Annotated in this window: 25 protein-coding genes; 10 read left to right on the top strand and 15 right to left on the bottom strand. The window is 72.5% G+C overall.

Annotation, left to right across the window (positions count from 1 at the left end; all coding sequences use genetic code 11):
* Nucleotides 1-240: 240 nt before the first annotated feature.
* Nucleotides 241-561 carry an acetate--CoA ligase family protein gene (locus JOF36_RS19210; RefSeq protein ID WP_210028560.1) on the bottom strand — a complete coding sequence of 107 codons (321 nt, stop codon included), beginning with the start codon at nucleotides 559-561 and terminating at the stop codon, nucleotides 241-243.
* 177 nt (nucleotides 562-738) lie between these two features.
* Here JOF36_RS19210 and JOF36_RS19205 point away from each other — a divergent pair, with 177 nt between their 5' ends.
* Together JOF36_RS19205 and JOF36_RS19200 are read left to right on the top strand one after the other, a co-directional pair.
* On the top strand, nucleotides 739-912 hold the full coding sequence (locus tag JOF36_RS19205) for a hypothetical protein (protein WP_210028556.1): 174 nt from the start codon (nucleotides 739-741) through the stop codon (nucleotides 910-912).
* Between the two features lie 53 nt (nucleotides 913-965).
* Nucleotides 966-1439, top strand: a complete 474-nt coding sequence (locus tag JOF36_RS19200) for a hemerythrin domain-containing protein (protein WP_210028555.1) — start codon at nucleotides 966-968, stop codon at nucleotides 1437-1439.
* Nucleotides 1440-1458: 19 nt separating this feature from the next.
* Here JOF36_RS19200 and narI read toward each other — a convergent pair whose 3' ends face one another.
* Genes narI through JOF36_RS19180 form a run of 4 tightly spaced genes read right to left on the bottom strand, consistent with a single transcriptional unit; the run spans nucleotide 1459 to nucleotide 8292 of the window.
* Nucleotides 1459-2190, bottom strand: a complete 732-nt coding sequence (narI, locus tag JOF36_RS19195; RefSeq protein ID WP_210028551.1) for a respiratory nitrate reductase subunit gamma — start codon at nucleotides 2188-2190, stop codon at nucleotides 1459-1461.
* Nucleotides 2187-2822, bottom strand: a complete 636-nt coding sequence (gene narJ / locus JOF36_RS19190; RefSeq protein ID WP_210028547.1) for a nitrate reductase molybdenum cofactor assembly chaperone — start codon at nucleotides 2820-2822, stop codon at nucleotides 2187-2189. Before narJ ends, narI begins: the two co-directional genes overlap by 4 nt.
* Nucleotides 2819-4582, bottom strand: a complete 1764-nt coding sequence (gene narH, locus JOF36_RS19185; RefSeq protein WP_210028543.1) for a nitrate reductase subunit beta — start codon at nucleotides 4580-4582, stop codon at nucleotides 2819-2821. Before narH ends, narJ begins: the two co-directional genes overlap by 4 nt.
* Complete coding sequence (locus JOF36_RS19180) at nucleotides 4582-8292, bottom strand: nitrate reductase subunit alpha (protein ID WP_372447455.1); 3711 nt, start codon at nucleotides 8290-8292, stop codon at nucleotides 4582-4584. Before JOF36_RS19180 ends, narH begins: the two co-directional genes overlap by 1 nt.
* 263 nt (nucleotides 8293-8555) lie before the next feature.
* Here JOF36_RS19180 and JOF36_RS19175 point away from each other — a divergent pair, with 263 nt between their 5' ends.
* The 4 genes from JOF36_RS19175 (at nucleotide 8556) to JOF36_RS19160 (ending at nucleotide 12018) form a co-directional block, all read left to right on the top strand.
* Nucleotides 8556-9791 carry an MFS transporter gene (locus tag JOF36_RS19175; RefSeq protein ID WP_281071543.1) on the top strand — a complete coding sequence of 412 codons (1236 nt, stop codon included), beginning with the start codon at nucleotides 8556-8558 and terminating at the stop codon, nucleotides 9789-9791.
* A 231-nt stretch (nucleotides 9792-10022) separates the two neighbouring features.
* On the top strand, nucleotides 10023-10400 hold the full coding sequence (locus JOF36_RS19170; protein WP_210028529.1) for a cupin domain-containing protein: 378 nt from the start codon (nucleotides 10023-10025) through the stop codon (nucleotides 10398-10400).
* An 81-nt stretch (nucleotides 10401-10481) separates the two neighbouring features.
* Nucleotides 10482-11225: a succinate dehydrogenase cytochrome b subunit gene (locus tag JOF36_RS19165; RefSeq protein ID WP_307862465.1), complete on the top strand. Its 744-nt coding sequence runs from the start codon at nucleotides 10482-10484 to the stop codon at nucleotides 11223-11225.
* A 43-nt stretch (nucleotides 11226-11268) separates the two neighbouring features.
* Nucleotides 11269-12018, top strand: a complete 750-nt coding sequence (locus JOF36_RS19160; RefSeq protein ID WP_210028528.1) for a succinate dehydrogenase/fumarate reductase iron-sulfur subunit — start codon at nucleotides 11269-11271, stop codon at nucleotides 12016-12018.
* 277 nt (nucleotides 12019-12295) lie between these two features.
* On the opposite strand, the gene JOF36_RS19155 is transcribed toward JOF36_RS19160, so the two are convergent.
* Nucleotides 12296-13339 carry a tellurite resistance/C4-dicarboxylate transporter family protein gene (locus JOF36_RS19155; protein WP_245352193.1) on the bottom strand — a complete coding sequence of 348 codons (1044 nt, stop codon included), beginning with the start codon at nucleotides 13337-13339 and terminating at the stop codon, nucleotides 12296-12298.
* Nucleotides 13340-13965: 626 nt separating this feature from the next.
* Between JOF36_RS19155 and JOF36_RS19150 the strand changes: the two genes are divergently transcribed.
* On the top strand, nucleotides 13966-14433 hold the full coding sequence (locus JOF36_RS19150; RefSeq protein ID WP_210028524.1) for a universal stress protein: 468 nt from the start codon (nucleotides 13966-13968) through the stop codon (nucleotides 14431-14433).
* A gap of 209 nt (nucleotides 14434-14642) precedes the next feature.
* On the opposite strand, the gene JOF36_RS19145 is transcribed toward JOF36_RS19150, so the two are convergent.
* The 7 genes from JOF36_RS19145 to JOF36_RS19115 all read right to left on the bottom strand — a co-directional run bounded on the left by JOF36_RS19145 (nucleotide 14643) and on the right by JOF36_RS19115 (nucleotide 19486).
* Nucleotides 14643-15536, bottom strand: a complete 894-nt coding sequence (locus tag JOF36_RS19145; protein ID WP_210028521.1) for a universal stress protein — start codon at nucleotides 15534-15536, stop codon at nucleotides 14643-14645.
* A 143-nt stretch (nucleotides 15537-15679) separates the two neighbouring features.
* Nucleotides 15680-16126: a universal stress protein gene (locus JOF36_RS19140; RefSeq protein ID WP_210028514.1), complete on the bottom strand. Its 447-nt coding sequence runs from the start codon at nucleotides 16124-16126 to the stop codon at nucleotides 15680-15682.
* The gene (locus JOF36_RS19135) at nucleotides 16126-16332 is read right to left on the bottom strand and encodes a hypothetical protein (RefSeq protein ID WP_210028512.1); all 207 of its coding nucleotides are present in this window, start codon (nucleotides 16330-16332) and stop codon (nucleotides 16126-16128) included. Before JOF36_RS19135 ends, JOF36_RS19140 begins: the two co-directional genes overlap by 1 nt.
* Nucleotides 16333-16828: 496 nt before the next feature.
* A complete protein-coding gene (locus tag JOF36_RS19130; protein ID WP_210028510.1) occupies nucleotides 16829-17065 on the bottom strand; it encodes a CBS domain-containing protein in 237 nt (78 codons plus the stop codon).
* A 273-nt stretch (nucleotides 17066-17338) separates the two neighbouring features.
* Entirely contained in the window at nucleotides 17339-17914 is a 576-nt protein-coding gene (locus JOF36_RS19125) for an Rv1733c family protein (protein WP_210028504.1), read from the bottom strand.
* 123 nt (nucleotides 17915-18037) lie between these two features.
* A complete protein-coding gene (locus JOF36_RS19120; protein ID WP_210028502.1) occupies nucleotides 18038-18931 on the bottom strand; it encodes a universal stress protein in 894 nt (297 codons plus the stop codon).
* A gap of 273 nt (nucleotides 18932-19204) precedes the next feature.
* Nucleotides 19205-19486 (bottom strand): SHOCT domain-containing protein, encoded by a 282-nt coding sequence (locus JOF36_RS19115; protein ID WP_245350902.1) that lies wholly within the window; start codon nucleotides 19484-19486, stop codon nucleotides 19205-19207.
* A 178-nt stretch (nucleotides 19487-19664) separates the two neighbouring features.
* Between JOF36_RS19115 and JOF36_RS19110 the strand changes: the two genes are divergently transcribed.
* The 3 genes from JOF36_RS19110 (at nucleotide 19665) to JOF36_RS19100 (ending at nucleotide 21631) form a co-directional block, all read left to right on the top strand.
* Entirely contained in the window at nucleotides 19665-19835 is a 171-nt protein-coding gene (locus JOF36_RS19110; RefSeq protein ID WP_210028496.1) for a hypothetical protein, read from the top strand.
* Between the two features lie 8 nt (nucleotides 19836-19843).
* The gene (locus JOF36_RS19105; protein WP_210028495.1) at nucleotides 19844-20860 is read left to right on the top strand and encodes an Acg family FMN-binding oxidoreductase; all 1017 of its coding nucleotides are present in this window, start codon (nucleotides 19844-19846) and stop codon (nucleotides 20858-20860) included.
* A 117-nt stretch (nucleotides 20861-20977) separates the two neighbouring features.
* Nucleotides 20978-21631 carry a response regulator gene (locus tag JOF36_RS19100; RefSeq protein ID WP_210028491.1) on the top strand — a complete coding sequence of 218 codons (654 nt, stop codon included), beginning with the start codon at nucleotides 20978-20980 and terminating at the stop codon, nucleotides 21629-21631.
* A 121-nt stretch (nucleotides 21632-21752) separates the two neighbouring features.
* On the opposite strand, the gene JOF36_RS19095 is transcribed toward JOF36_RS19100, so the two are convergent.
* Both JOF36_RS19095 and JOF36_RS19090 read right to left on the bottom strand, forming a co-directional pair.
* Nucleotides 21753-22013, bottom strand: a complete 261-nt coding sequence (locus JOF36_RS19095; RefSeq protein ID WP_210028490.1) for a hypothetical protein — start codon at nucleotides 22011-22013, stop codon at nucleotides 21753-21755.
* A gap of 33 nt (nucleotides 22014-22046) precedes the next feature.
* Complete coding sequence (locus JOF36_RS19090) at nucleotides 22047-22502, bottom strand: CBS domain-containing protein (protein ID WP_210028489.1); 456 nt, start codon at nucleotides 22500-22502, stop codon at nucleotides 22047-22049.
* Between the last annotated feature and the right edge of the window lie 1073 nt (nucleotides 22503-23575).

Here is a 23575-nt window from a genome sequence, read left to right as displayed (position 1 = left end):
TGCGCACGGCCTCATTCTGCGCACGGCTTCGCCGTCACGGTGGTCGGGCGCTCGGGCGCCCTGCGGAGCCGGAATGGGCGGAGCGCTCCCGGTCATGTCGCGAGACGCTGGGCGTCGTCCGGGCCCGCCAACCGGGCTCGCACGTCGACGGCGATGACGGCCCCGTCCGTTCCCACGACCAGTGGATTGATCTCGGCCTCCACAGGCCCGCAACCGTGGTCGCCAGCCAACCCCAGCGCGTCACCACGTCCTGCACCTCAGCGAATGCCGCCCGAGCACCGCGGCACCGAGGCCTGCCTGTTCCAGCGCGCCCCCCGCCTCCGACGCGCCCGCAGGCACCAGCAGGTGTCGGCGGCCGTCGCCGAGCAGATCGGTTGCAGTACCGCCCCGGCCGAGGGTCAGCATCGGGCCGACGACCTCGTCGAGGGTCATCCCGACCAGCACCTCGACCCCGGGCGGCGCCGTCGGCTGGACCAGGACACCGTCGAGTCGGGACCCGAACCGCCGCGCGAGGTGCTCGACGCCGTCGCGCACCTCGGCCTCGGAGTCCAGATCCAGCACCCCCACCCTCCCGGCTCTTGTGCAGCAGGCCGGCCGCGTCGGCCTTCAACGCCACCGGCCGGCCCAGCGACCGCCGGCGGGCGACAGCATCGTCGCCACCGTGCACCCGGTAGACCGGGGCGTACCGGATTCCCCGACTGGGCGAATCTGCGCAGCCTGATCCGGCACGTCACGTTCGTGGCCGGGCACCAGAACCGAATCCGGCGGGTCGCGCTCGCCGTGGTCGGGTTCCTCGGCACCCACGGCCCGCAGCCGGCAAACCTGGCCCTGCACCCCGAGGTGCGCCACTTCGCACACGACCGGGCGGCGGCCGCGATCGAGTGGGCGGCGGCGAGCCGTGTACCGGCATGACCCGGGGCGGATCATGTTGGCCCGGTAGGGCTGCGGCTGGGACCCTGCGGCGCGTGTGCCACTACTGCGGTTGTCGTGAGATCCCGCTGATCCGGGACTACATCGCCGAGCACGAACGCGCGACCACGCTGGGGGGCGGGGCACTGCGGGCACTCGAACACGGTGATCGGCACACCGCGGACCGGCTGGTGGTCGAGATGGCCGGGGAGCTGCGCAGCCACTGGCGGGGAGAGGAGAACGGCGTGTTCGTCGTGATGGCCGAGGCCGACGATCTCTACGTCGACTACGTCGGGACGCTGGCTGCCGAGCACCGGGCCCTCGAGGCGTTTCTGGAGCGGATCGATCTGGGCGACCCCGCGGACGTGCAGCGGCTGCGCCGGGAGATGGCCGACCTGCGCGACCACATCGCGCGTGAGGAGGATGGGCTGTTCCCTGCGACTCTGGTGACGCTGGACGGCCCGGGCTGGAACAGGGCGATGGCGGCGTGGGCCGAGGCACACCCGGATCACCGTCCGGCCATCGGGTGATTCTCTCGCGTGACGGAGGTCAGACCCGTTCCCAGCCGCGCCGGTCGGGCCGGGCCGCCGGACCGCCGTCGCGGCTGCGGTAGACGATGTAGGGCCGGAACAGGTACTGCAGCGGCGCGGTGAAGGCGTGCACGAGCCGGGTGAACGGCCAGATGACGAACAGCGCCATCCCGATCAGCGTGTGCAGGTGGAACCCGGTGGACGCCGCCGCCATCGACGCGACGTCGGGCTGCAGCACGAACAGCGAGCGGAACCACGGCGAGACCGACTCGCGGTAGTTGTGCTCCTCGCCGCCGGCCGCGCCCAGCAGCGTCGTCGCCAGCCCGGCCACGATCGCGGCGACCAGCACCACGTACATGAGCTTGTCGTTGCGGGTGGTCGCCGAGAACACCGGGCCGGTGGTGCGCCGCCGGTAGATCAGGATCGCGATCCCGGCCAGCGTGCTGATCCCGGCGATCGCGCCCAGCACCAGCGCCTGCACGTGGTAGGCCTCCTGGGTGATGCCGATCGCGGCGGTCCACGATGCCGGGATGACCAGCCCGATGACGTGGCCGACGATCACGACCAGCAGCCCGAAGTGGAACATCGGGCTGCCGATCCGCAGCAGGCGTGACTCGTGCAGCTCCGAGGACCGGGTGGTCCAGCCGAACCGGTCGTAGCGGTAGCGCCAGATCGTGCCGCCGACGAGCACGACCACCATCACGTAGGGCAGCACTGCCCAGAGCAGGACGTCGAGCCAGGTCGTGGTCATGACGCTCCTCCGGCGGGGGTGAACGGGGCGAGCTCCAGCCCGACCTGCTCGCGCGGCGGGCCGGAGCGGGCCAGCGCCTTGGCCGCGGCGACGTCGCGCGGTGAGGCGCCGGGCAGCAGTGCGCACAGCGCCTCCACCGGCGCCGCGTACGGGGTCTCGGCGTCCAGCAGCGCCAGGCGCAGCAGCTCCAGGCCGGGCCGGTGCTCCTGCAGCAGCGCCAGCCCGTCGGCGAGGTCGGCGGTGGCCGCGTACTCGCAGACCACCGGCAGGTAGTCGGGCAGCTCGCCGCCGGTCAGCTCGTACCCGGCCACGTGGAAGCGCGCCTTGACCGCGGCCAGCGACGCGCCGCGGCGGCGGGTCTCGCCGTCGGACCACCAGGTCAGGTACGGACAGCACCGGCGGCGGGTGTCGAACACCGACACGTGGTGGGCCGCGGCCCGGATCGGCGGCGTGGCGTCGGCGACGTCGAGGAAGTGGGCCAGCCGTTCGGCCGAGCGACAGTCCGGCAGCTCGGCGACGGCCGCGCGCACGAGCGGGAACAGAGCCAGCACCCGCGCATCCGGGTGCTGCAGGCACACCGAGACCGCCTGCAGCACGACCGTCTGGTCCCGGGCGCTCAGCTCGGCCCTCACTGCGCACCGCCCGCCGGTCCGGCCCCGTCCCGCCCGGTGTCCCCGGCGTGCTCGGCCGCGGCGGCACCGTCACGGGCCCGCTCGGCCGCCGTCCGGCGGGGCGGGAACAGGCCGTCGGGCCGGCCCCGGCCGTCCCAGTTGAGCAGGTTCACCCGCCCGCGGCGGCTCTCCGTGTCGCCGAAACCGTCGGCGGTCTGCCGGTCGGCGAGCGCGTGGAAGGTCTCCACCGACACCGGGACCGGCCGTCCGGAGGCCTCGCCGAACGGTGCCCCGCCGTCCGGTCCCTCGCCGCCCATCCCGGGCCCGCCCTCGAAGTCCAGCGAGCAGGCCAGCTCCTCGAGCCGGTGCGCGTCGCCCTGGTGCGCGGTCGGGATGACGTAGCGCTCCTCGTACTTGGCGATCGCCAGCAGCCGGTACATCTCCATGATCTGGGCACCGTCCATCCCGACGGCGGCCGGGATCGACTCGTCGATCTCGCGGCCGAGCGTCACGTCGCGCATGAACGCGCGCATCGCGGCGAGGGTGTTGAGCACGTCGCGCACCGGTTCCGGGTCGCCCGCGGTGAACAGCTCCGCCAGGTAGTCGATCGGGATCCGGAGCGCGTCGACGGCGCCGAACAGGTTGGCGGCGGACTCGCCGTCGTGGCCGGTCTCGGTGAGCCGGTCGACCACCGGCGACAGCGGCGGGATGTACCAGACCATCGGCATCGTGCGGAACTCCGGATGCAGCGGCAGCGCCACCCGGTACTCCTTGGCGAGCTTGTACACCGGCGAGCGCTGGGCGGCGACGATCCAGTCCTCGGCGATGCCGTCGCGGCGCGCCGCCGCGACCACCTCGGGGTCGTTCGGGTCCAGCAGGATGTCGAGCTGGGCCTCGTAGAGGTCCTGCTCGTTCTCGACCGCGGCGGCCTCGCCGACCCGGTCGACGTCGTAGAGCACCAGACCGATGTAGCGCAGCCGCCCGACGCAGGTCTCCGAGCAGATCGTCGGCAGCCCGACCTCGACCCGCGGGTAGCAGAACGTGCACTTCTCGGCCTTGCCGGTGCGGTGGTTGAAGTAGACCTTCTTGTACGGGCACCCGGTCACGCACATCCGCCAGCCCCGGCACTGGTCCTGGTCGACGAGCACGATGCCGTCCTCGGCGCGCTTGTACATCGCCCCGGACGGGCAGGACGCCACGCACGACGGGTTCAGGCAGTGCTCACAGATCCGCGGCAGGAAGAACATGAACGCGCGCTCGTAGTCGAGCTTGACCGCGTCCTCGGACTCGCGGCGCAGCTTCTCCACCACCGGGTCCTGCGACGCCAGTTCGGGGCCGCCGCCCAGGTCGTCGTCCCAGTTGGCGCTCCACTCGACCTGCATCGGCTCGCCGGTCAGCAGCGAGCGCGGCTGCGCGACCGGGAAGTCGTCACCGAGCGGCGCCTCGGTGAGCGTCTCGTAGTCGTAGGTCCAGGGCTCGTAGTAGTCCCGGATGTTCGGCAGCACCGGGTTCGCGAAGATCGTCGCGAGCTTGCGCCACCGGCCGCCGGCCTTGAGCTGCAGGCGCCCGCGCCGGTTGCGGACCCAGCCGCCCTGCCAGCGTTCCTGGTCGGCGTAGCGACGCGGGTAGCCCTGCCCGGGGCGGGTCTCGACGTTGTTGAACCAGACGTACTCGACACCGCCGCGGTTCGTCCACGCCTGTTTGCAGGTGACCGAGCACGTGTGGCACCCGATGCACTTGTCGAGGTTCATGACCATGCCCATCTGGGCCATCACGCGCATCAGTACCGCACCTCCTGGGAGCGACGGCGGATCACCGTGACCTCGTCGCGCTGGTTTCCGGTCGGGCCGAGGTAGTTGAAGGCGAACGACAGCTGGGCGTAGCCACCGATGAGGTGCGTCGGTTTGACCAGGATCCGGGTCAGCGAATTGTGGATCCCGCCGCGCTTCCCGGTGGTCTCGGTGAGCGGGACGTTCACCACCCGCTCCTGGGCGTGGTAGACGAACGCGGTGCCCGCCGGCATCCGGTGGCTGACGGTCGCCCGCAACGCCATCACCCCGTTGCGGTTCACCGCCTCCACCCAGTCGTTGTCCCGCACGCCGATCGCGGCGGCGTCCTCGACCGACATCCAGACCACCGGGCCGCCGCGGGACAGCGAGAGCATGAACAGGTTGTCCTGGTACTCGGAGTGGATCGACCACTTCGAGTGCGGGGTCAGGTAGCGGACGACGACCGAGCGGCCGTCGGTGTCGCCGATCGCGCCCTCGCCGAACAGCGCCCGCATGTTCAGCGGTACCCGGTAGATCGGCAGCATCTCGCCGAACTCGCGGATCCACTCGTGGTCGAGCAGGAAGTGCATCCGCCCGGTGAGGGTGTGCCAGGGTTTGCGCCGCTCGACATTGACGGTGAACGGGGCGTAGCGGCGCCCGCCGGTCTCGCTGCCCGACCACTCCGGGCTGGTGATCACCGGGACCGGCCGGGCCTGGGTGTCGGCGAAGTGGATGCGCCGTTCCTCGCTGCCCTCGGCGAGGTCCGCGAGCGGGGTCCCGGTGCGCCGCTCCAGGGTCCGGAAGCCCTGCGTGGCCAGCCGGCCGTTGGTGGTGCCCGAGAGCGCGAGGATCGCCTCGGCCATCCTCGCCGAGGTGTCCAGCGCGGGGCGCCCGGCACCGGCCCCGGACGACATGACCCCGTTGGCCGCCGCGAGCTCGGCGACCTCCTCGTCGGGGTGGTAGGTGATCCCCTTGGTGACCAGGCCGAGCTGCTCGGTGAGCGGGCCGAGCGTGGCCATCTTGTCGGCGACGGCCGGGTAGTCGCGCTCGACGACGACGAAGTTCGGCATGGTCTTCCCCGGGACCGGTTCGCACTCGCCGCGGCTCCAGTCCCGCACCACGCCGCCGGGCTGCGCGGTCTCCCCGGGGGTGTCGTGCTGCAGCGGCACCGCGACCACGTCGCGGCGCACACCGAGGTGGGTGCGCGCCAGCTCGGAGAAGCGGCGGCCGATCGCGGTGAACGCGTCGAAGTCGGTGCGCGACTCGAACGGCGGGTCGATCGCCGGGTTGAACGCGTGCACGAACGGGTGCATGTCGGTGGTGTTGAGGTCGTGCTTCTCGTACCAGGTCGCGGCCGGGAGCACGACGTCGGACAGCAACGTCGAGCTGGTCATCCGGAAGTCCAGCGACACCAGCAGGTCGAGCTTGCCGCGCGGCGGCTCGCCCTCGCGCCAGGTCACGTCGCGGGGCCGCAGGTGTTCGGGCGTCTGCTCGGCGCGGACGCTGTCGTGGGTGCCGAGCAGGTGGCGCAGGAAGTACTCGTCGCCCTTGGCCGAGGAGCCGAGCAGGTTCGCCCGCCACAGGGTGAGCACGCGCGGCCAGTTCTGCTCCGCGTCCGGGTCCTCGATCGCGAACCGCAGCCGGCCCGCCGCCAGTTCGCCGGCGACGTGCGTGGCGGCGTCGGCGCCGTCCGGGATCTCGTCGGCGACGTCGAGGGGGTTGCGGTCGAACTGCGGATACGACGGCATCCACCCGAGCCGCGCCGAGCGGGCGATCGTGTCGATGGTGTGCATCCCGGACAGCGCGCCGTCGGCCAGCGGGGAGGTCAGCGCGTCGGCCCGGTAGCCGTCGTAGCGCCACTGGTCGGTGTGCGTGTACCAGTACGCGGTCCCGATCATCTGGCGTGGCGGGCGCTGCCAGTCGGTGGCCGAGGCCATGGTCGCCCAGCCGGTCACCGGGCGGCACTTCTCCTGGCCCACGTAGTGCGCCCAGCCGCCACCGTTGCGGCCCATCGAGCCGGTGAGCAGCAGCAGCGCGAGGATCGCCCGGTAGGTCGTGTCGCCGTGGAACCACTGGCAGATCCCGGCCCCCATGATGATCATCGTCCGGCCGCCGGACTCCTCGGCGTTCTCCGCCATCTCCCGGGCGATCCGGGTCGCCAGCTCGGCCGGGACCGAGGTGATCGGCTCCTGCCAGGCCGGCGTGTAGGGCTCGCTCGCGTCGTCGTAGCCGGACGGCCAGGTTCCGGGCAGGCCGTCGCGGGCGACGCCGTACTGGGCCAGCATCAGGTCGAACACGGTGGTGACGGTGCGGCCGCCGACCCGGGTGACCGGCACCCCGCGGCGCAGCACGCCCGCGGTCCCGTCCGCGGCATCGAACCGAGGAAAGAGCACCTCGGCGGTCCCGTCGCCACTCCCGTACAGGGTCAGGCGCGGCTCGACACCGTCGAGGTCCAGGTTCCAGCGGCCCTCGCCCGACTCGGTGTGGCGGAACCCGAGCGAGCCGTTCGGCACCACCGGCTCGCCGGTGCGGTCGTCGAGCAGCACGGTCTTCCAGTCGGCGCCCTCGCTCTGCTCACCCAGGTCGGCGGCGGTGAGGAACCGGCCGGGCACATAGGCGCCGTCGCGGACGTCGAGGCTGACCAGGAACGGCAGGTCGGTGTGCCGGCCGACGTAGTCGGTGAAGAACGGCACCTGGCGGCGGACGAAGAACTCGGTCAGCATCACGTGGCCCATGGCCATGGCCAGCGCGCCGTCGGTGCCGGGCTGGGCGGGCAGCCAGGTGTCGGCGAACTTGGTGTTGTCGGCGTAGTCGGGCGAGACCACGACGACCTTCTGGCCGCGGTAGCGCGCCTCGGCCATCCAGTGCGCGTCCGGGGTGCGGGTGACGGGCACGTTGGAGCCCCACATCAGCAGGTAGGTGGCGTTCCACCAGTCCCCCGACTCGGGCACGTCGGTCTGGTCGCCGAACACCTGCGGGGAGGCCACCGGCAGGTCGGCGTACCAGTCGTAGAACGACGTCATCGCCCCGCCGACGAGCTCGACGAACCGGGACCCGGCCGCGTGGCTGACCATCGACATGGCCGGGATCGGGGAGAAGCCGGCGATCCGGTCCGGGCCGTGGGTGCGGATCGTGTGCACGTGCGCGGCGGCGATGATCTCGACGGCCTCGTCCCAGGAGACCCGCACGTGCCCGCCCTTGCCCCGGGCCGACTGGTAGCGGCGCCGGCGCTCGGGGTCGCCGGTGATCTCGGCCCAGGCGGCGACCGGGTCCCGCAGTCGGGCGCGGGCCTCGCGGTACATCTCGACCAGCACGCCGCGCGCGTACGGGTAGCGGACCCGGGTCGGCGAGTAGGTGTACCAGGAGAACGCGGCCCCGCGCGGGCAGCCGCGGGGCTCGTACTCCGGTGAGTCCGGCCCCACCGACGGGTAGTCGGTCTCCTGGGTCTCCCAGGTGATGATCCCGTCCTTGACGTAGACCTTCCACGAGCAGGATCCGGTGCAGTTCACGCCGTGCGTGGACCGGACGACCTTGTCGTGGCTCCACCGGTCCCGGTAGAAGACGTCGCCCTCGCGGCCGCCTCGGCGGAACTCGGCGCGCAGGTCGCCGGTCACCGGCCGCCGGTGCAGGAACCGCCCGGCACGCAGCAGTGCGTCGGCCGCGGGCCCGTCGGTGACGCCCGCCGCTGCGGCGTCCCCGGGTGTCGCCCGGCCACCGGTCATGGATCCCATGTGGACTCTTTCCTGCCCGCGCACGGGCCGATCGTGGTGGGAGTTGCATCACGGATCGGTTCGGAGACAACTCATCCTGGACCCTCGCCGGTCTCCGCGCGAGAGGTAAGTGGTAGTTGATCACTAAGTCGATCGCCCCAGGTCGGACGGGACGTCCGGCCCCTTGCGGCCCGGAACGGGAGGCACCACGGTGGACGCCCCCCGTGGCGGCGTGCCGAACGGTGAGCGCCGCGGACCGGATCGAGGAGGACGCCATGTCCGCACCGTCGGAGCGGGAGCGCGCGGGGCGGGACCGCGCGGGGACGTCGCCGGCCGGCGGTACGGGCGGGAGCCCGGCGCTGATGCTGGCGCTGTCCACCGTCGGCTTCGTGCTGACGTTCTGGGCCTGGGCGCTGCTCTCCCCGCTCGGGGCGTCGCTGCGCGAGGAGCTGGGGCTCAGCTCGTTCCAGCAGTCGCTGGTGGTGGCGGTCCCGGTCCTGGTCGGCTCGCTGGGCCGGATACCGGTCGGGGCGCTGACCGACCGGCTCGGTGCCCGCCGGATGTTCCCGGCGCTGGCGCTGCTCACCGTGCTACCGGTGCTCTACCTCGGGCACCTGGCCGATTCGTTCGCCGCCTACCTGGTCGGCGGCTTCTTCCTCGGCCTCGGCGGCACCACGTTCGCGATCGGGGTGCCGTTCGTGAACTCGTGGTACCCGCCGGAGCGGCGCGGCCTGGCCCTCGGGGTGTTCGGGGCCGGGATGGGCGGGACGGCGATCTCCTCGTTCACCACCGTGCAGCTGGCGGGCGCGGTCGGACGCACGTTCCCGTTCGACCTGGTCGCGGTCCTGCTGGTGCTCTACGCGGTCGCCGCGTACCTGCTGCTGCGCGACCGGCCGGACCGGCCGGTGCCGCAGGGCAGCATGCTCGGCCGCCTCGCGGTCGCGCTGCGGATGCCGGCCACCTGGCAGCTGTCCTACCTCTACGCGATCGCGTTCGGCGGCTTCGTCGCCTTCAGCGTCTACCTGCCGACCGAGCTGATCAACGACTACGGGCTGGAGCGGGGTGACGCGGCCGTGCGCACCGCGGGGTTCGTGGTGCTGGCGGTACTCATGCGCCCGGTGGGTGGGTGGCTGGCCGACCGGCTGCCCCCGGTGCGGGTGCTCGTCGCCGTCTTCGTCGTCGCCGCCCTGCTCGCGTTGCTGGCGGCACTCAAGCTCGAGCTGCTGCCGGCGGGCACGGTGGCGTTCCTGCTGCTGGCCGCGGTGCTGGGGATCGGGACGGGCGCGGTGTTCGCGATGGTCGCGCGCACGGTCCCGGCCGAGCGGGTCGGCACGGTGACCGGGGTGGTCGGGGCCGCCGGCGGCCTCGGCGGGTTCTTCCCACCACTGATCATGGGCGCGGTCTACACCCTGACCGGCACCTACACGCTCGGGTTCGTGCTGATGGCCCTCGCAGCCCTGCTGGCCGCCGTCCTCAGCGCCACTACTGTCCGCCGCCTGGCCGCCGGCTGACACACGCCTGCTGCTTGCTGGCACGACTGTCGAACGAGGTGGTCGGGAAACGGCTGACCGCGGACAGGCCACCAATGCCATGCCGACAATGCACCCGCCGGGCCTGCGGCTCGATGCCGTGGACGGAGAGCGCGACGCAGGCCGTCACCACAACTTGTCGGGGTGCCCTTGAGGGGCGTCGTGTGCGGTGTCACCCTGGGCGTGGCGGCGAGTCCGCCGGGAGGGGTGGCTGTGCAGAAGCTTTCCTTGGATGCGCTCGCTCGGGAGCAGCTCGAGGCGGCTCGGCAGTCGACGGCGGGGCGGGCTGCGCGCACCGTTGTCGGCGGGCACGAGCGCGTGATGCGCCAGACGGTGGTCGCGCTGGTGAGCGGGCGCTCGCTGGCCGAGCACGACAACCCGGGCGAGGCCACGGTGCACGTGCTGCGCGGGCGGGTCCGGCTTGTCGCCGACGAGGATGCGTGGGACGGCAGGCAGGGTGATCTCGTCGTGGTCCCCCCGCGGTCGCACCGGCTCGATGCGATCGAGGACGCCGTCGTGCTGCTCACGGTCGCCAAGGTCGGCATGCGGGCGGCCGCCCCAGTTGATCGCTCCGCTCAGCACGGTGAATGAGCAGGGGCCTACCGCACCCGCCAGGATGATCGACTGCCGCAGTGGCAGAGTAGGTCGCTGGACCGCTCCGCGGCGTCGTCGGTGCCGACCGAACCGCAGGACGGTGTGATCACTGTGCGGCCGATCTCGACGCGGCGATGGGTGCTGCACTCGACCGTGGTCCTCAAGGCGGCGATGGCGGTCACGGGGCTGATCATGGTGCTGTACCTGGTAGTGCACATGTACGGCAACCTCAAGGTGTTCTCCGGGCAGGCCGCGTTCGACGGCTATGCGCGTCACCTGCGCACGATGGGCACACCGTTGCTGCCACATGCCGGTGCGCTCTGGATCATTCGGGTGGTGCTGCTGGCGAGCGTGCTGATCCACATCGGAGCGGCGGGCGTGCTGTGGGCCCGAGCGCGCCGGGCCACTGGCGGACGTGGGAGCCGACGGTATGCCAGCCGCCGGGCGCCGCGTGGTGTACAGCGAACCTACGCCTCGTTCACCATGCGATGGGGCGGTGTGGTCGTGGCCTTGTTCGTGGTCTACCACCTGCTCCACCTGACCTGGAACACAATCCATCCCGGCGGCCCGTCCGAAAGCCCGTACGAGCGCATGGTCAATGGTTTCGGGGTGTGGTGGGTGACCGTGAGCTATGCGGTCGCGTTGCTGGCGGTGGGGTTGCACCTGCGGCACGGGTTCTGGAGCGCGTTCGCGACGCTGGGAGCGAACACCAGCGTGCACCGGCGTCGCACCCTCGACGGCGCTGCCGTGTCGGTCGCGGTGGTGATCACCGCCGGGTTCCTCCTCCCCCCGATCGCGATCCTGTCCGGATGGGTGGGCTGATGGCCACCACTGCCTGCGTCGAGATGAAGCAACGGAGCGACCCGTGAAGATCACACTGCGCGTGTGGCGACAGAACGGTCCCGCCGAGCGTGGCCGGCTCGTCGCCTATGAGGTGGACGGCGTCACGCCGGACATGTCATTCCTGGAAGTGCTCGACGTGCTCAACGAACGTCTCGCGCTGACCGACGGTGAGCCGATCGCGTTCGACCACGACTGCCGCGAAGGCATCTGCGGCACGTGCGGCGTGGTGATCGACGGCATCGCACACGGCCCGGAAAGCGCGGTCACCACCTGCCAGCTGTACATGCGCAGCTTCGCCGACGGTGCCGTGATCGACGTGGAGCCGTGGCGTGCGGCGCCGTTTCCCGTCATCAAGGATCTCGTCGTCGACCGGAGTGCGTTCGACCGCATCATCGCGGCGGGCGGCTACGTCAGCGCACCGGCCGGGGCGGCCCCGGATGCCCACGCTGTGGCGGTGCCCAGGACCGACGCCGACCGTGCCTTCGAAGCCGCGACCTGCATCGGCTGCGGTGCCTGTGTCGCGGCCTGCCCCAACGGGTCGGCGATGCTGTTCGCCGGCGCGAAGGTCAGCCACCTCGGCCGGCTTCCGCAAGGGCAACCGGAGCGTGCGTCACGGGCGTTGACGATGATCACGCAGCACGACGACGAGGGCTTCGGGGCATGTACCCAGATCGGCGAGTGCACGGCTGTCTGCCCCAAGGAGATCCCGCTCGATGTGATCTCGAGGTTCGATCGGGACATCCTCAGTGCACTCACGCAAGGTGATCGATGAACCGGTCGGCGTCCCCGCGGCGGCCGGTCGGGACGTCTACGAGGAAGGTTCTGCAATGGCACCGCACGACCGCCCAGCGGCGGCACGACCCGAACACGCAGGCACCGGTGGCGACGCCGGCACGCCTGCTGCAGAGGAAGAATCGACAGAGGCCGAGGCGACCGAGCAGGATGTGAGCGGCCACGACTCGTTCCCGGCCAGCGACCCGCCCAGTAGCTGGTGGGGAGGGGTGGGCGACCCTCCACGACGCACACGATGAGAGATCGTCGCCGCGTTCTCATGTCACCCGGATGATGGTGCGCCACAGGTGCACGCTCATGGCGGCGAAGACCAGGGCCCAGGCGCCGAAAGCAAGCCACAGCTCGACCGCGCCGATGATGCCCACGAGTGGTAGCGCGACGGCCTCACCGAGATCGAGACTCGCGACGGCGTACATACCCAGTGGGAACACGACGCTCCACAGCGTGGCCTGGTAAGTCAGGGGCACTCGGTGCACACGGTGGCGCCACCACCCGGCCGCGATCAGCACCGGGATCAGCCAGGTGGCGAATGACCAGAACGCGACCGACATGCCGGCAACGAGACCGCGGGTGGCCACCACCATGGGTGCGACGTCCATCTCGGCGATCCGTGCCCCGGCCAGGGCGGTGATCGCGGCCGCGCCCATGGCCACCCAGTAGGGCGGGGTCAGGTCCACCGGGCGCAGCTCGTAGAGCATCATCCGGGCCGCCACGAACACGGCGGCCGAGGCGTACAGGAAGACCCCCACCGACCAGGAGAACACCGCTACCACTGCCAGCACACCCCGGAGCCCGTCGAATGCCGACAGCGGTTCCAGGGTGGCCGCGGAGACCGCGACCGACTGGCTGGCGACCACCCAGATGAACCAGGTCCCGTTGGCGGTCGCGACGACCGGGCGCTGCGTCCGACTCAGCACCGCCGTCCACGGGATCACGTAGCCCAGCACCAGCCAGGTCACACCAGAGACGATCAGCAAGGTCGCGGTCGTGGTGTGGTAACCGCCGATGGAGAGCCGCACGCCGAGGACGTTGGTGCCTGCGATGAAGGTGAAGAAGCCGAACGCGCGGCCTGGGTCGATGAAGTCGTCGACGACAGCGTCGCGGAAGCTGACCAGGCGCCATCCGGTGAGCACGACCAGAACGGCGAACGTGGCGGCGCAGACGACAAACAGCAACTCCGAGAGCGCGACAACGCCGACCCGGTGCATGCCGATCGACAGGATCCCGGTGGCCATCACCAGTGCGAAGTACCCCGGGGTCAATGCCCGGACCGCCTGCCGGACACGTCCGGTCAGGGGCATCGTCACGGCCGCGAGTGTAGGCAGCGGTCCACGCACCGCGGCGCTCGCCGTGTTCGGCGCGGGAATGGGCGGGACGGCGATCTCCTCGTTCACCACCGTGCAACTCGTCGACGCGTTCGGACCCACGTTCCCGTTCGAGCTGGTCGCGGTGCTGCTGCTCGTGGTCTACGCCGTGGTCACCTACCTGCTGCTGCGCGACCGGGGCGCCGCAGGGCACGATGCTCGGCCGCCTGGGCACGGCCCTGCGGATGCCGGCCACCTGGCAGCTGTCCTACCTCTACGCGATCGCGTTCGGCGGCTTCGTCAGCGGCCGCCGTACTTAGCGTCACCACCGTCCGGCGCCTCGCCGCCAGCTGACAGAGACTGATTGCTTCAAGGTCTGCTCGCCGGCGTTGGTCGGCTGACGCGGGTGTTTCGGGAGCGGCCGCGCCCGCCACGAACCGGGACTTGGTCACCCAATCCCGCTCAGGACGACGCGTCGATACACCCGCTCATCGCGGGCTCGCCCGTACCTGACCCGCCCCGTCCGCGTCCCGCGGCCGGACCGACCCGAGCCGTTCGACCCTGTCCACTTCGGCCACGTCGGGCACACTTCCCGGAAACCGCACGATGAGGGGAGCACACGGATGAGCGACGGTGACGAGACGGCCGGAGCCGGGGCGGGCCACATCCTGGTCGGGATCGACGGTTCGGAGGGATCCCGGGCCGCGTGTGAGTTCGCGCTGGACGAGGCCGTCCTACGTGGCCTGACAGCCCGCGTTGTGCTCGTCTATGACGTCCCCGCATCCTGGGTGCTGAGCCTCGGCGCGACGGTGGACATGGCCGGGCTCCGCGAGTCCGCGCGAGAGAAGGCAGCGGAGCAGATCAAGGCGGTGACCGAGGCGCGCACGGCACGAGGCACAGCGAACCCCCCACTCGAGGTCGAGGTGCACCGCGGCCCCCCGGGTGCGGTACTGGAACGGCTGTCCCGCGGAGCGGAGATACTCGTCGTGGGACACCGCGGCCGAGGCGAGACCGCCAGCCTGATGATCGGCTCAGTCGGGCTCAACAGCGTCATCCACGCGCACTGCACGGTGGTCGTGGTCCGGGCCTGACCCGCAGACCGGCGACGACCACGCCCGCGACTGCGCAGGGCCCACTCTCGCCCTGACGTACTCGATGCGCAACCGGTTCAGGTAGGAGGGGCGGTCCCTAGGTGGATTCGCCGGGCGGCCAGGTCGCTGGCCGCCCGGGACCATCGACGGCCTCGCCGCGGTGCCTGCTCACCGTCGATGTGGGCAGGTCGGCGGCGGGAGCGCCGCGGTCATCCGGCGTCGTGCCTGCCGCCCGGCGCCCGGACCACGGCTACCGGGCAGTGCGCGTGCCGCATCACCGCCTGCCCGGTCGAGCCCAGGAGCAGGCCGGTGACCGATCCCCGCCCCCGAGAGCCCACGACCACCAACTGCGCCCCGGTGGACTCCCCGACCAGTGCGCCGGACGGGCTGTCCAGCACGATGCGCTCCCGGGCAGCGAGCCCGGGGTATTTCGTCTGCCACGGCTCCAGAATCGCGCGGGTCCGCTCGGCCACCGCGGTCAGCGCCCGCTCCTGCCGCCCGGCTTGGGCGAGCAGCGCCTCGGTGTAGGGGTCCATCGTCTCGTCGAACCATGCGCGCACCGCGACCAGCGGCACCCCGCGTCCCATCGCCTGCTCGACGGCGAACTCGAGCGCGGGGTCGCTCTCGCGTCCCACGCCGACGACGACCGGTCCACCCGGGGCCGGTGCCCGGCGGCACACCACCACCGGGCATTGCGCCGTCGACGCCGCGGTGACCGCGACCGAGCCGGCGAGCAGGCCGGCGAAACCGCCCCGGCCGCGGCTACCCACTACCAGCAGTCGGGCGCCGGCGGAGGCGTCGTGGAGGACCTCGGCCGCTGAGCCGCCCCGCACCTCGTGGGTGATCCGGGAGGGTGGCAACGCGTCCTGGGCGATCGTGGCGGCACGGGCGAGGCGCTCCCGGGCGGCGCGGACCGCGATGTCGCGGTCGTACTCCTGCCCCAGCCAGGGCAGGCCGATCGCCCGGAACGAGGTCCAGGGCACGGCCTCCATCAGCAGCAGCGGTGCTTCGCGCCGACGGGCCTCCTCCGCCGCCCACCCGACCGCGACGAGTGACTCGTCGGATCCGTCGATTCCGGTCAGGACCGGTGATTCGTCCTGCATCGAGTCCTCCTTCCCTCCTGCCCCACGGTCGTCTGATGCGGTGGCCCCACTGCGGTCCGGTGGCCCCGGTCCCGGTGGGACCAAGGCCCCGACCGAGGCCGGGAACCCCACCCCTCCGGACCAGGCGCCCGCAGCGGTCCCGGTCACCGCGTCCGCAGCACACCGGGTCCGGCGTCAGCTGTGGTCAGGCGGCGGACGCGGTGCCAGACCGACCCGCGCGGGCCCGGTTCGGGGTCCGCGGCCACCACGTGCGCGGGTCCGACCGAACGTGCGTCGTGCGGCACGACGACCACCGACGCCGTACGTTCCTCGTCGGCAACGACGTCGGCCCAGCACCCGACCCGAACCTCCGCCTCGACATCGACGGCACCCGACCGGCTCGCGACGTCGTCGGCGATGTGATCGAGGTCGGAACGGACGAGCACGCGGGCCACCGAGGCGACCCGCTCCGGCTCGCCGGCAGGTGGCTCGAGTGAGAGGACGACTACCAGGCGAAGGTCCCGACCGGTCCGGCGAGCCAGCCCCGCCGCCCAGCCCGCCACGTGATTGGTCAGTTCGCCGTCACCGACCACGACGACCGGCCCGCTCATCACCGGCCACCCGCCTGGATCAGCCGTGCACCGACGGCGACCGCGCCGAGCTCGGCGAACGCGAACGCGAACGCCGACCCGATCACCAGAGCGAGCAGCTGCACCAGCAGGAACCACTTCACCGGCCAAAGGCCACGGTACTGCTGCGCGTGTAGGTCGGCCTGCACGCGCACCGGCGAGCCGAGGCCGGTCACGGGATCGCCCATCGTAGAAATCATGGCGGCGAGCGTCCGCTCCGGCCCGCGGTCCGGACAGGGCCGGCGGCCCCGATACCGGGGATCTCCCGCCTGGCCCGGGCCGGTCCGTCCGGCCCCGGAGGTCCACTCGGTGGGAGGGACTCCCGTCGCTCCGGTCGGGGCGCCGACCCTGCCGGTGCCCAACGCGTCCGAGCCGGCGGTGCTCGGCACGGCGAGCTGCACACTCACCGAACCAGCTGGAGGTCGGCTCGTTCTACGCCGCCGTCCACGATCGGGCGCTGAACGGGACGCTGCCCCCTCAGACTCAGGGTCGTGCTGCGGGCAGGGTGGCCCACCGACCGTCGACACCCACTACCGGGGAGCCCGCGACGGTCGCAGGCCGACGCCTGGTCGACGGGCTCGACATCGGACCGCCGGTATCTGCCCGGCCGGCTCGCCCGCAGTTGCCGTCACCGCTCCGCCGCGGGGTCGGTGGCGGCGAGCAACGCCGTCGCCCCCGGTCCTCTCACGGGGCGCTCCCACCATCGAGCAAGACCGCCAGCAGGTCGCGGATCGAGAGCATGCCGACCGGGCGCCCGTCGCGTAGCACCGGAATGTGCCGCACGCCGGCCTCGAGCATCACCTCGGCGGCGGTGCACACCGTGTCGTCGACCGTCACGGTGACCGTGTCCACCGTCATGAGGTCACGGACCTGCACCTCGTCGAGATCGGCGCCGGCGGCCACCGGACCCTGGATCATCATGATCTCCTCGTCGAACGCCGCTACCTGCAGTCCACGGTCGCTGATCCCACGGGGAGTGAACAGGGCCCGGGGGCCACACGGATTCGGGACCTCCGGCCCGCCGCGGCCGCACCCGTCACCCAGCTCCGGCCGCTCGATCACCTGACGGCCACGCGGTGACCCGGTCACCGGCGAGAGAGACCGGACGTCGCCCCGCGCACGGACGTCGCGCAGCGCGGTCGGGACGAGGCCTCCCGCAGGAAAGGCGACGACCTGCGCCGAAGCACCGAAGCCTCAGGACAGGGCCCGGCCCGTCCAGGCCGGTTCGACATCCGACCAGTCCTGCGCCCAGGCCCGCGCGTAGCGGGCAGCCGTCCACCGGAACAGCAGCCTCCCGATCGCGAAGACCACCCCGGCACCGATGGCCGCCGCCATGACCCAGGCCACGACCGCCGCCACCCCGGCCTGCAGATCGGTCAGCGGCGGGGGCACCGGACGCTCGTCCGCGGTCGTCCAGATCTCAATGGGGTCACCGGCCCGGCCGGGCGCCCCCACGGGGGTGTGCCCGGTGCGCGGCCGGCCGTCGCGGCCGATCCACTCGACACGAGCCGGGTGGAGCACCGCCGGCTCCGTGCCCGCGGCGCCGACGTCGGCGACCAGCCGCGCGGTCGTCGGGTGTCGCTCGGTGCTCTCCGCCCGGATCCGCTCCTGCGCGCCGCCGTACGTGCCGGCCGCTACGGCGGTGGCGATCAGGCCGGCACCGAGCAGCAGCACCGCGAGCAGAACGCTGACAAGATCTTCGATCCTGCGGGTCCGACGGTGGAGCCGGCTGGGAGCCGAGGGCGTGGGCGACGACGCTGCGCTGGACATGACGATCCTCCGTTCATGAGCGACCTCCTGCCCGTTGCTGTAGACGGCGGTCGCCGGCGTCGCGATGGCGGCGGGGACGGGCGACGAGCCGTCAACAGTGCGGCACGGCCGTCGGTGGCGTCGTCACGGCTCGACGAGATGGTCGCCGCTGGCTCGTACGACCGCTACCGGGCATGCCGCGTGGTGCAGCAGCGACTGGCTCACCGAACCCAGCACGAGCCCCGCCAGGCCACCCCGACCGCGGGAGCCGACAACCATCAGGCGGGCCCGCGGGGTCTTCTCGATGAGCGCAGCCGCGGGCGAGCCGTGCGCCACGACGCCGCGCACCTCGACATCGGGGAACTTCGCGAGCCACCCGGTGAGAGCCTGCGCGAGCAGCTCGCGTTGCTCGCGCTCGATCAACGCCCGGTCGATCACCACGGCCACGGCCGGATCCACCACCGGGTCGGCCCCGGCCAGGACAGCGGTCAGCGGTGCACCCCACCGCGCGGCGGTCTCGAAGGCGAACCCGAGCGCGGCGTCGGAGTCCGGCGAACCATCCACCCCCACCACGACCGGGCCGTCCGGTGCGGGCCGGCCACGGACGACCACGAGCGGGCAGCGGACCGCTGCCGCCAGCGCGACGCCGGTGGAGCCGAGCAGTAGACCGCGGAACCCGCCACGGCCCCGGTTGCCCACGACCAGCATCGACGCCCGGATCGACTCGTCGTGCAGCACTTCGGCCGGCGTGCCGTTACGGATCTCGGTACGGATCCGTTCCACCGCCACGACCTGCGCAGCGGCGCCGGCCGCGGCCTGTATCTGCTGCTCGGCCGCGCGCAGCGCCGCCTCCCGGTAGTTCTCCCGGACGAGCGCTTCCGGCCCGAGCGTCTGGTATGGCGCCGGCCCGACGGCGGTGATCAGCCGCACCGGTCTGTCCTGCTCGGCCGCCCACGCCGCTGCCCACCGCACGGCGTCCATCCCGGACGCTGACCCGTCGACGCCTACGACGATCGGCCACCCCTGCGATGCGCTCATCGCTGACTCCTCTCATCGGGTTGCCGGTCAGGCTGCCGCCGACGCGGAAGCAGCACCGCGGCCGCGTGGCCCGGCCGTGGCGGGTCGTCCGGCCCGCCACGACCGGGCCGTTGTTCTCCGGTGGATCCCCGCTCGCCGGTGGGCCCGGCAGGTCTGGCCACCTGTTGTGATCGAGGTCGGTGGGCACGCCGGGCGTGGGCCCCGTGAAGTGGATCGGTGGGCGCCGTCGTCCCGGCGGGCGCCCGCAGATGCCACCGGATCCGGACGGCATCGTCATCGGCCCGGCCGCGCCGGGCCCCGCGACCCGGTGGCGTCGAGCACCTGCAGGCGACGCCGGAACTCCTCGTCGTCGATCTCGCCGCGGGCATAGCGCTCGGCGAGCAGATCCGCCGCGCACGGGCGCAGCTCCGCCGAGCCGTGAGCCGCGCCACCCGGCCGCGCGAACCTGCCTACGAGCAGCACGACGCCCACGACCAGCAGTCCCACGACGAGCAGCCACCCGAGGACCATCGGCGCGATGCCCCAGCTGTCCATGTGACCGTTCCACCAGAACATCGCCATCACCTCACGCGGTCGTCGTCATCACCCAGCATCGACGCGCTCTCGCCGCCCCGGAAGGGAAGCCCGGCCCGGCCACCGACGGGTACTGCGCCCCGGCCGGCGGGGACGGTCGGCCCTGCTCCACGGCTCGCCCGCGGCGCAGGGTGGGCAGGACACTGCTGAGGAGGACGCCATGGCTGACCGGATGCCGCAGAGTGGGGCCGTGCTCGTCGCCCTCACCTCGACCGATCGCACGCTGCGGGTGGCCGGGGAGGTCGGGCAGGGCCTGTCCGCCGGCCGCGGCCTCGGTTCGAGCGACGGCCAGGTCTCGGTGACTATCCCCGCAGCCACGACAGTCCGATGACCAGTCCGATGAGTACGAACCCGGGCAGGGCGCTGCCGCGCCCGGAGACGGTCCACAGCGCCGTCGGGGCCGCACTGCGCGCGCCGTCGGTGCACAACGTCCAGCCCTGGCGGTGGCGGATCAGCGCGGACCGGATCGAGCTGTACGCCGACCCGGAGCGCCGCCTGCCGTTCACCGACCCGAACCGCCGCGATCACCTGATCAGCTGCGGGGCGGCGCTGCTGCACCTGCACGTCGCGCTCGCCGCCGCGGGGGCCGGTCACAAGATTGTGCGCTTCCCGGACGGGGATCGTGACCACCTCGCGACCGTCCGGTTCACCGGGTCGCCTCCGGACCAGCAGAGTCGTGCCGAGGCTCCCCTGGCCCGCGCGATCGCGCACCGGCACACCGACCGGCGCCCGTTCACCGCCGGACTGGTCGCCCGGCACACGCGCGCGGCGCTCGGGTTTCACGCCGCCCGGTACGGCGTCACCATGCACACGGTGTCCGGCGACCTCGCGCGCGGCCACCTCGCGCGCGGCCACCTCGCCGACCTCGAGCTGGAGGCGGCCCGGGAGATGCGCACGCGTCCGGGGCAAGCCGCGGAGCTGCTGGTGTGGACGCACCGCTATGCCGGCTCCGGCGATGGCGTGCATGCCGAGTCGGTACCGGTCTCCGCGCGCCGGCCCTGCGAGCCGGACCTGGGCGTCCGCTTCCCGCCCGGTTCACTGCCGGTACCCCGAACGGGTCAGGACCGGGCCACGATCGTCGTGCTCACCACCCCGGCCGACGACGACCCGGCGCGGCTCGCGGCTGGTGAAGCGGCCGGTGCGGTGCTCCTCGCCGCGACCCGGTCGGGCTTCGCGACCTGTCCGCTGTCCCGTTTGCTGGAGGCCACGCAGACGCGCTCGGACGTGGCTCGCCAGGTGCTGCGCACGCCCGACCGCCCGCAGTTGCTGATCCGCATCGGACGTGCCCCCGACGATCGCGAGCTGCCGACCACTCCACGCCGCAGGCTCTCCGACGTCCTCGTCCACGGCACCTGACCCGTCCGCCGGGTGACGGCACGGACCTTCGTCCCCGGTGGCGGGCCGTTCGGGCGCTGCCGGGGCGAGGGCTGGGGCACTAACCTCGGATCGGACGGACCAGACGCGGAGGCGATCGTGACGATCTCGGTGTTCCTGCTCGACGACCACGAGATCGTGCGCCGGGGGCTGGCCCAGCTGCTCGAGCTGGAGGACGACATCGAGGTGGTCGGCGAGGCCGCCACGGCCGCGCAGGCGGCGGTCCGGCTGCCCGCGCTGCGCCCGGACGTCGCGATTCTCGACGTCCGGCTGCCCGACGGCGACGGTGTCACCGTCTGCCGGGACGTGCGCTCCACGCTCGACCCGCCGCCCGCCTGCCTGATGCTGACCTCCTACGCCGACGACGAGGCGCTGTTCGGCGCGATCATGGCCGGGGCGTCCGGTTACCTGCTCAAACAGGTCGCCGGAGTGGACCTGGTGGGCGCCGTCCGCACGGTCGCGGCGGGCGGGTCACTGCTCGACCCGAAGGCGACGGCCGCGGTGCTGGAGCGGCTGCGCAACGGCGAGAGCGCCGGTGCGGAGTCCGACCCCCGCTACGACGCGCTGAGCCCGCAGGAGCAGCGGATCCTGGAGCTGGTCGCGGACGGACTGACCAACCGGCAGATCGGCGGCGAGCTGCACCTGGCCGAGAAGACCGTCAAGAACTACGTGTCGTCCGTGCTGCACAAACTCGGGTACGCACGCCGCACCGAAGCCGCGGTCTACGCCGCCGAGCGGCGCCACAGGCACTGACCGGCCCCTCTCCTACGGCAGGGGCACCGCCCACACCAGCCGCGGACCGCCGGTCTCCGGTGTCCACGACGACAGTCGCGGACACCGCCTCACCCTCCCCACGTGACGAACCGGCTACATATCAGGTCCGTCCGTCCGGACCACGGCCAGGGGGCACCGCAGCTCGTAGAGCAAGGCCTGGCTGGTCGAGCCGTGCAGCAGCGGCAAGGATCCGCAGCTGCATCCGCTCGTTCTCCTCGCGCTCGAACCCGCCCGTCCGATCGTCGACCTCCTCACCTGCGGTGTCCGCCCACGCGTGCACGGCGACCAGACCGGTGACCGTGCGGGTCTCGACCTCCAGTTCCCACGCGTACCGGCGTACCCGTTCCTCGGCGTCGCGCACTGCCGCGACCGTGCGTCGCTCGAATCGGTGCGCTCATCTGCTTCCTCCCGATCGAGTGGGAAGCGGCCTCCGCGCACGGACCTCGGCGGAGGTGAGCTCACCGCGCGCCACCACCCGCAGCACGTCGCGGCGGGTGACGACACCGACGACGACGCCGTCGTCGACGATCGGCACAGATCGGATCGGAGCATCGAGCATCAGCGTGACGACGTCAGCGAGATCGTCTTCCGGACGCATCGCCAGCGGAGCCCGGGTCATCACCTCACCGACCGTGCCGGGCAGCCCCGCCCCCTGTTCCGGCCACCCCTCGGGCCGGATCCGGTTTCGCGCCAGGTCCGCCTCGGTCACGATCCCGATCAGATGCCCCTCACCGTCGAGCACCGGAGCGGCGGTGAACCCGTGCGAGGCGAGCAGCGCCGCAGCCGTGGGAACCGGTGTCGCCGCAGGGACCGTGACGGCCGGCGCCGTCATCACATCGGCGGCCCTCATCGTCGTCCTCCGCGCGTCGCGTCCGCGCACATCCGCCGCGAGCCCGGACGGTCGTCGGCACGCGGGCCGACCGACGCCCGCGACCGGATGGACAACGCGTGCCGGAGCCCGCCGGACAAAGCACTTCTGTCGGACATGGTCACCTCCTGTTGATCGATCGCCGTCGCCCCGCCGGGGTACGCCGCCCGGCCTGGCCGGGTGTCAGGGACAGCTCGAAGATCCGTATCCCCTCGCCGGTGTACGGGGCTGGTGTCCCTGTCCGGACACACCCTCCAGCGCCCGGACCGCCACCATCGCTCTACCCGTCTCCCGGGCGAACCAGGTCCTCGCCAGCGTCGGTCGGCGGCGGCCTGCGCGGTCGGGCCGAATGGCCCGCAACGCGAAGGCCGAAGGGCCAGCCAACAGCCGTGCCGCGGCGCGCCCGTGTCCCGGCTCGCCGGCCCCGGGGCGCTGAGCCCGGCGCCCGGCCGTCACGGTGCACCATCCCCCGGTGCACCGTGACGGTCTCGCCGTGCGTTCACGGTCGCGCGATGCAGGTAGCTGGGCAGGCTCGCCGGAACGGATCACGGGTGATCGCTTCTGCAGCCGCCCTCCCCGACACCGCCCGACATTCGGGCCGGACCACCCAGCTACCAACCTCCTCGGCCGGCCAGGACCAGATTGTCCAGGCCAGCGGCATGAGCGCCGCACAGGTCGGGGGTCGCGTCGGCGACGCTCCGACCCGGTTCTGCACCCACGCCTGGACCGCCGACCGCTTCCTTGGCCGAGACGCCACCGACGACGTGGCCGGGGCCCACCGCCTGCGGTGCACTCCCGAACCGGCCCATGGGTGAGGGCCGGCCCCGCCCCGCCGGCGGCGGCGGATGTTGCGCCGCGGGGGCGGTCGCCACGCCGGGCTCGACGAAAGTGATCTGAGGCACCCAATCTGGACGGCGTCACTCCAGACCTCGGTGACCCTGCGGTTCCGTTGGCGGGCACGCGAAAGGACCGGGCGGCATGGAGTATCAGTCCACGGAGGACACCGGACCGGTGGGCCGGGCACGACACCACCGTCCCCCCGTCACCGACGCCCG

It is taken from the genome of Pseudonocardia parietis, assembly GCF_017876315.1.
GTDB lineage: Bacteria > Actinomycetota > Actinomycetes > Mycobacteriales > Pseudonocardiaceae > Pseudonocardia > Pseudonocardia parietis.
This window is presented reverse-complemented; position numbering and strand designations above follow the sequence as displayed.

Coding starts and splice junctions, on each gene's coding strand:
- narH (WP_210028543.1), bottom strand. CDS start 4,582: ATGCGCGTGATGGCCCAGATGGGCATGGTCATGAACCTCGACAAGTGC.
- JOF36_RS19155 (WP_245352193.1), bottom strand. CDS start 13,339: ATGCCCCTGACCGGACGTGTCCGGCAGGCGGTCCGGGCATTGACCCCG.
- JOF36_RS19125 (WP_210028504.1), bottom strand. CDS start 17,914: ATGTCCAGCGCAGCGTCGTCGCCCACGCCCTCGGCTCCCAGCCGGCTC.
- JOF36_RS19180 (WP_372447455.1), bottom strand. CDS start 8,292: ATGACCGGTGGCCGGGCGACACCCGGGGACGCCGCAGCGGCGGGCGTC.
- JOF36_RS19120 (WP_210028502.1), bottom strand. CDS start 18,931: ATGAGCGCATCGCAGGGGTGGCCGATCGTCGTAGGCGTCGACGGGTCA.
- JOF36_RS19150 (WP_210028524.1), top strand. CDS start 13,966: ATGAGCGACGGTGACGAGACGGCCGGAGCCGGGGCGGGCCACATCCTG.
- JOF36_RS19110 (WP_210028496.1), top strand. CDS start 19,665: ATGGCTGACCGGATGCCGCAGAGTGGGGCCGTGCTCGTCGCCCTCACC.
- JOF36_RS19105 (WP_210028495.1), top strand. CDS start 19,844: ATGAGTACGAACCCGGGCAGGGCGCTGCCGCGCCCGGAGACGGTCCAC.
- JOF36_RS19140 (WP_210028514.1), bottom strand. CDS start 16,126: ATGAGCGGGCCGGTCGTCGTGGTCGGTGACGGCGAACTGACCAATCAC.
- narI (WP_210028551.1), bottom strand. CDS start 2,190: ATGACCACGACCTGGCTCGACGTCCTGCTCTGGGCAGTGCTGCCCTAC.
- JOF36_RS19145 (WP_210028521.1), bottom strand. CDS start 15,536: ATGCAGGACGAATCACCGGTCCTGACCGGAATCGACGGATCCGACGAG.
- JOF36_RS19175 (WP_281071543.1), top strand. CDS start 8,556: ATGTCCGCACCGTCGGAGCGGGAGCGCGCGGGGCGGGACCGCGCGGGG.
- JOF36_RS19135 (WP_210028512.1), bottom strand. CDS start 16,332: ATGGGCGATCCCGTGACCGGCCTCGGCTCGCCGGTGCGCGTGCAGGCC.
- JOF36_RS19130 (WP_210028510.1), bottom strand. CDS start 17,065: ATGATGATCCAGGGTCCGGTGGCCGCCGGCGCCGATCTCGACGAGGTG.
- JOF36_RS19090 (WP_210028489.1), bottom strand. CDS start 22,502: ATGAGGGCCGCCGATGTGATGACGGCGCCGGCCGTCACGGTCCCTGCG.
- JOF36_RS19115 (WP_245350902.1), bottom strand. CDS start 19,486: ATGTTCTGGTGGAACGGTCACATGGACAGCTGGGGCATCGCGCCGATG.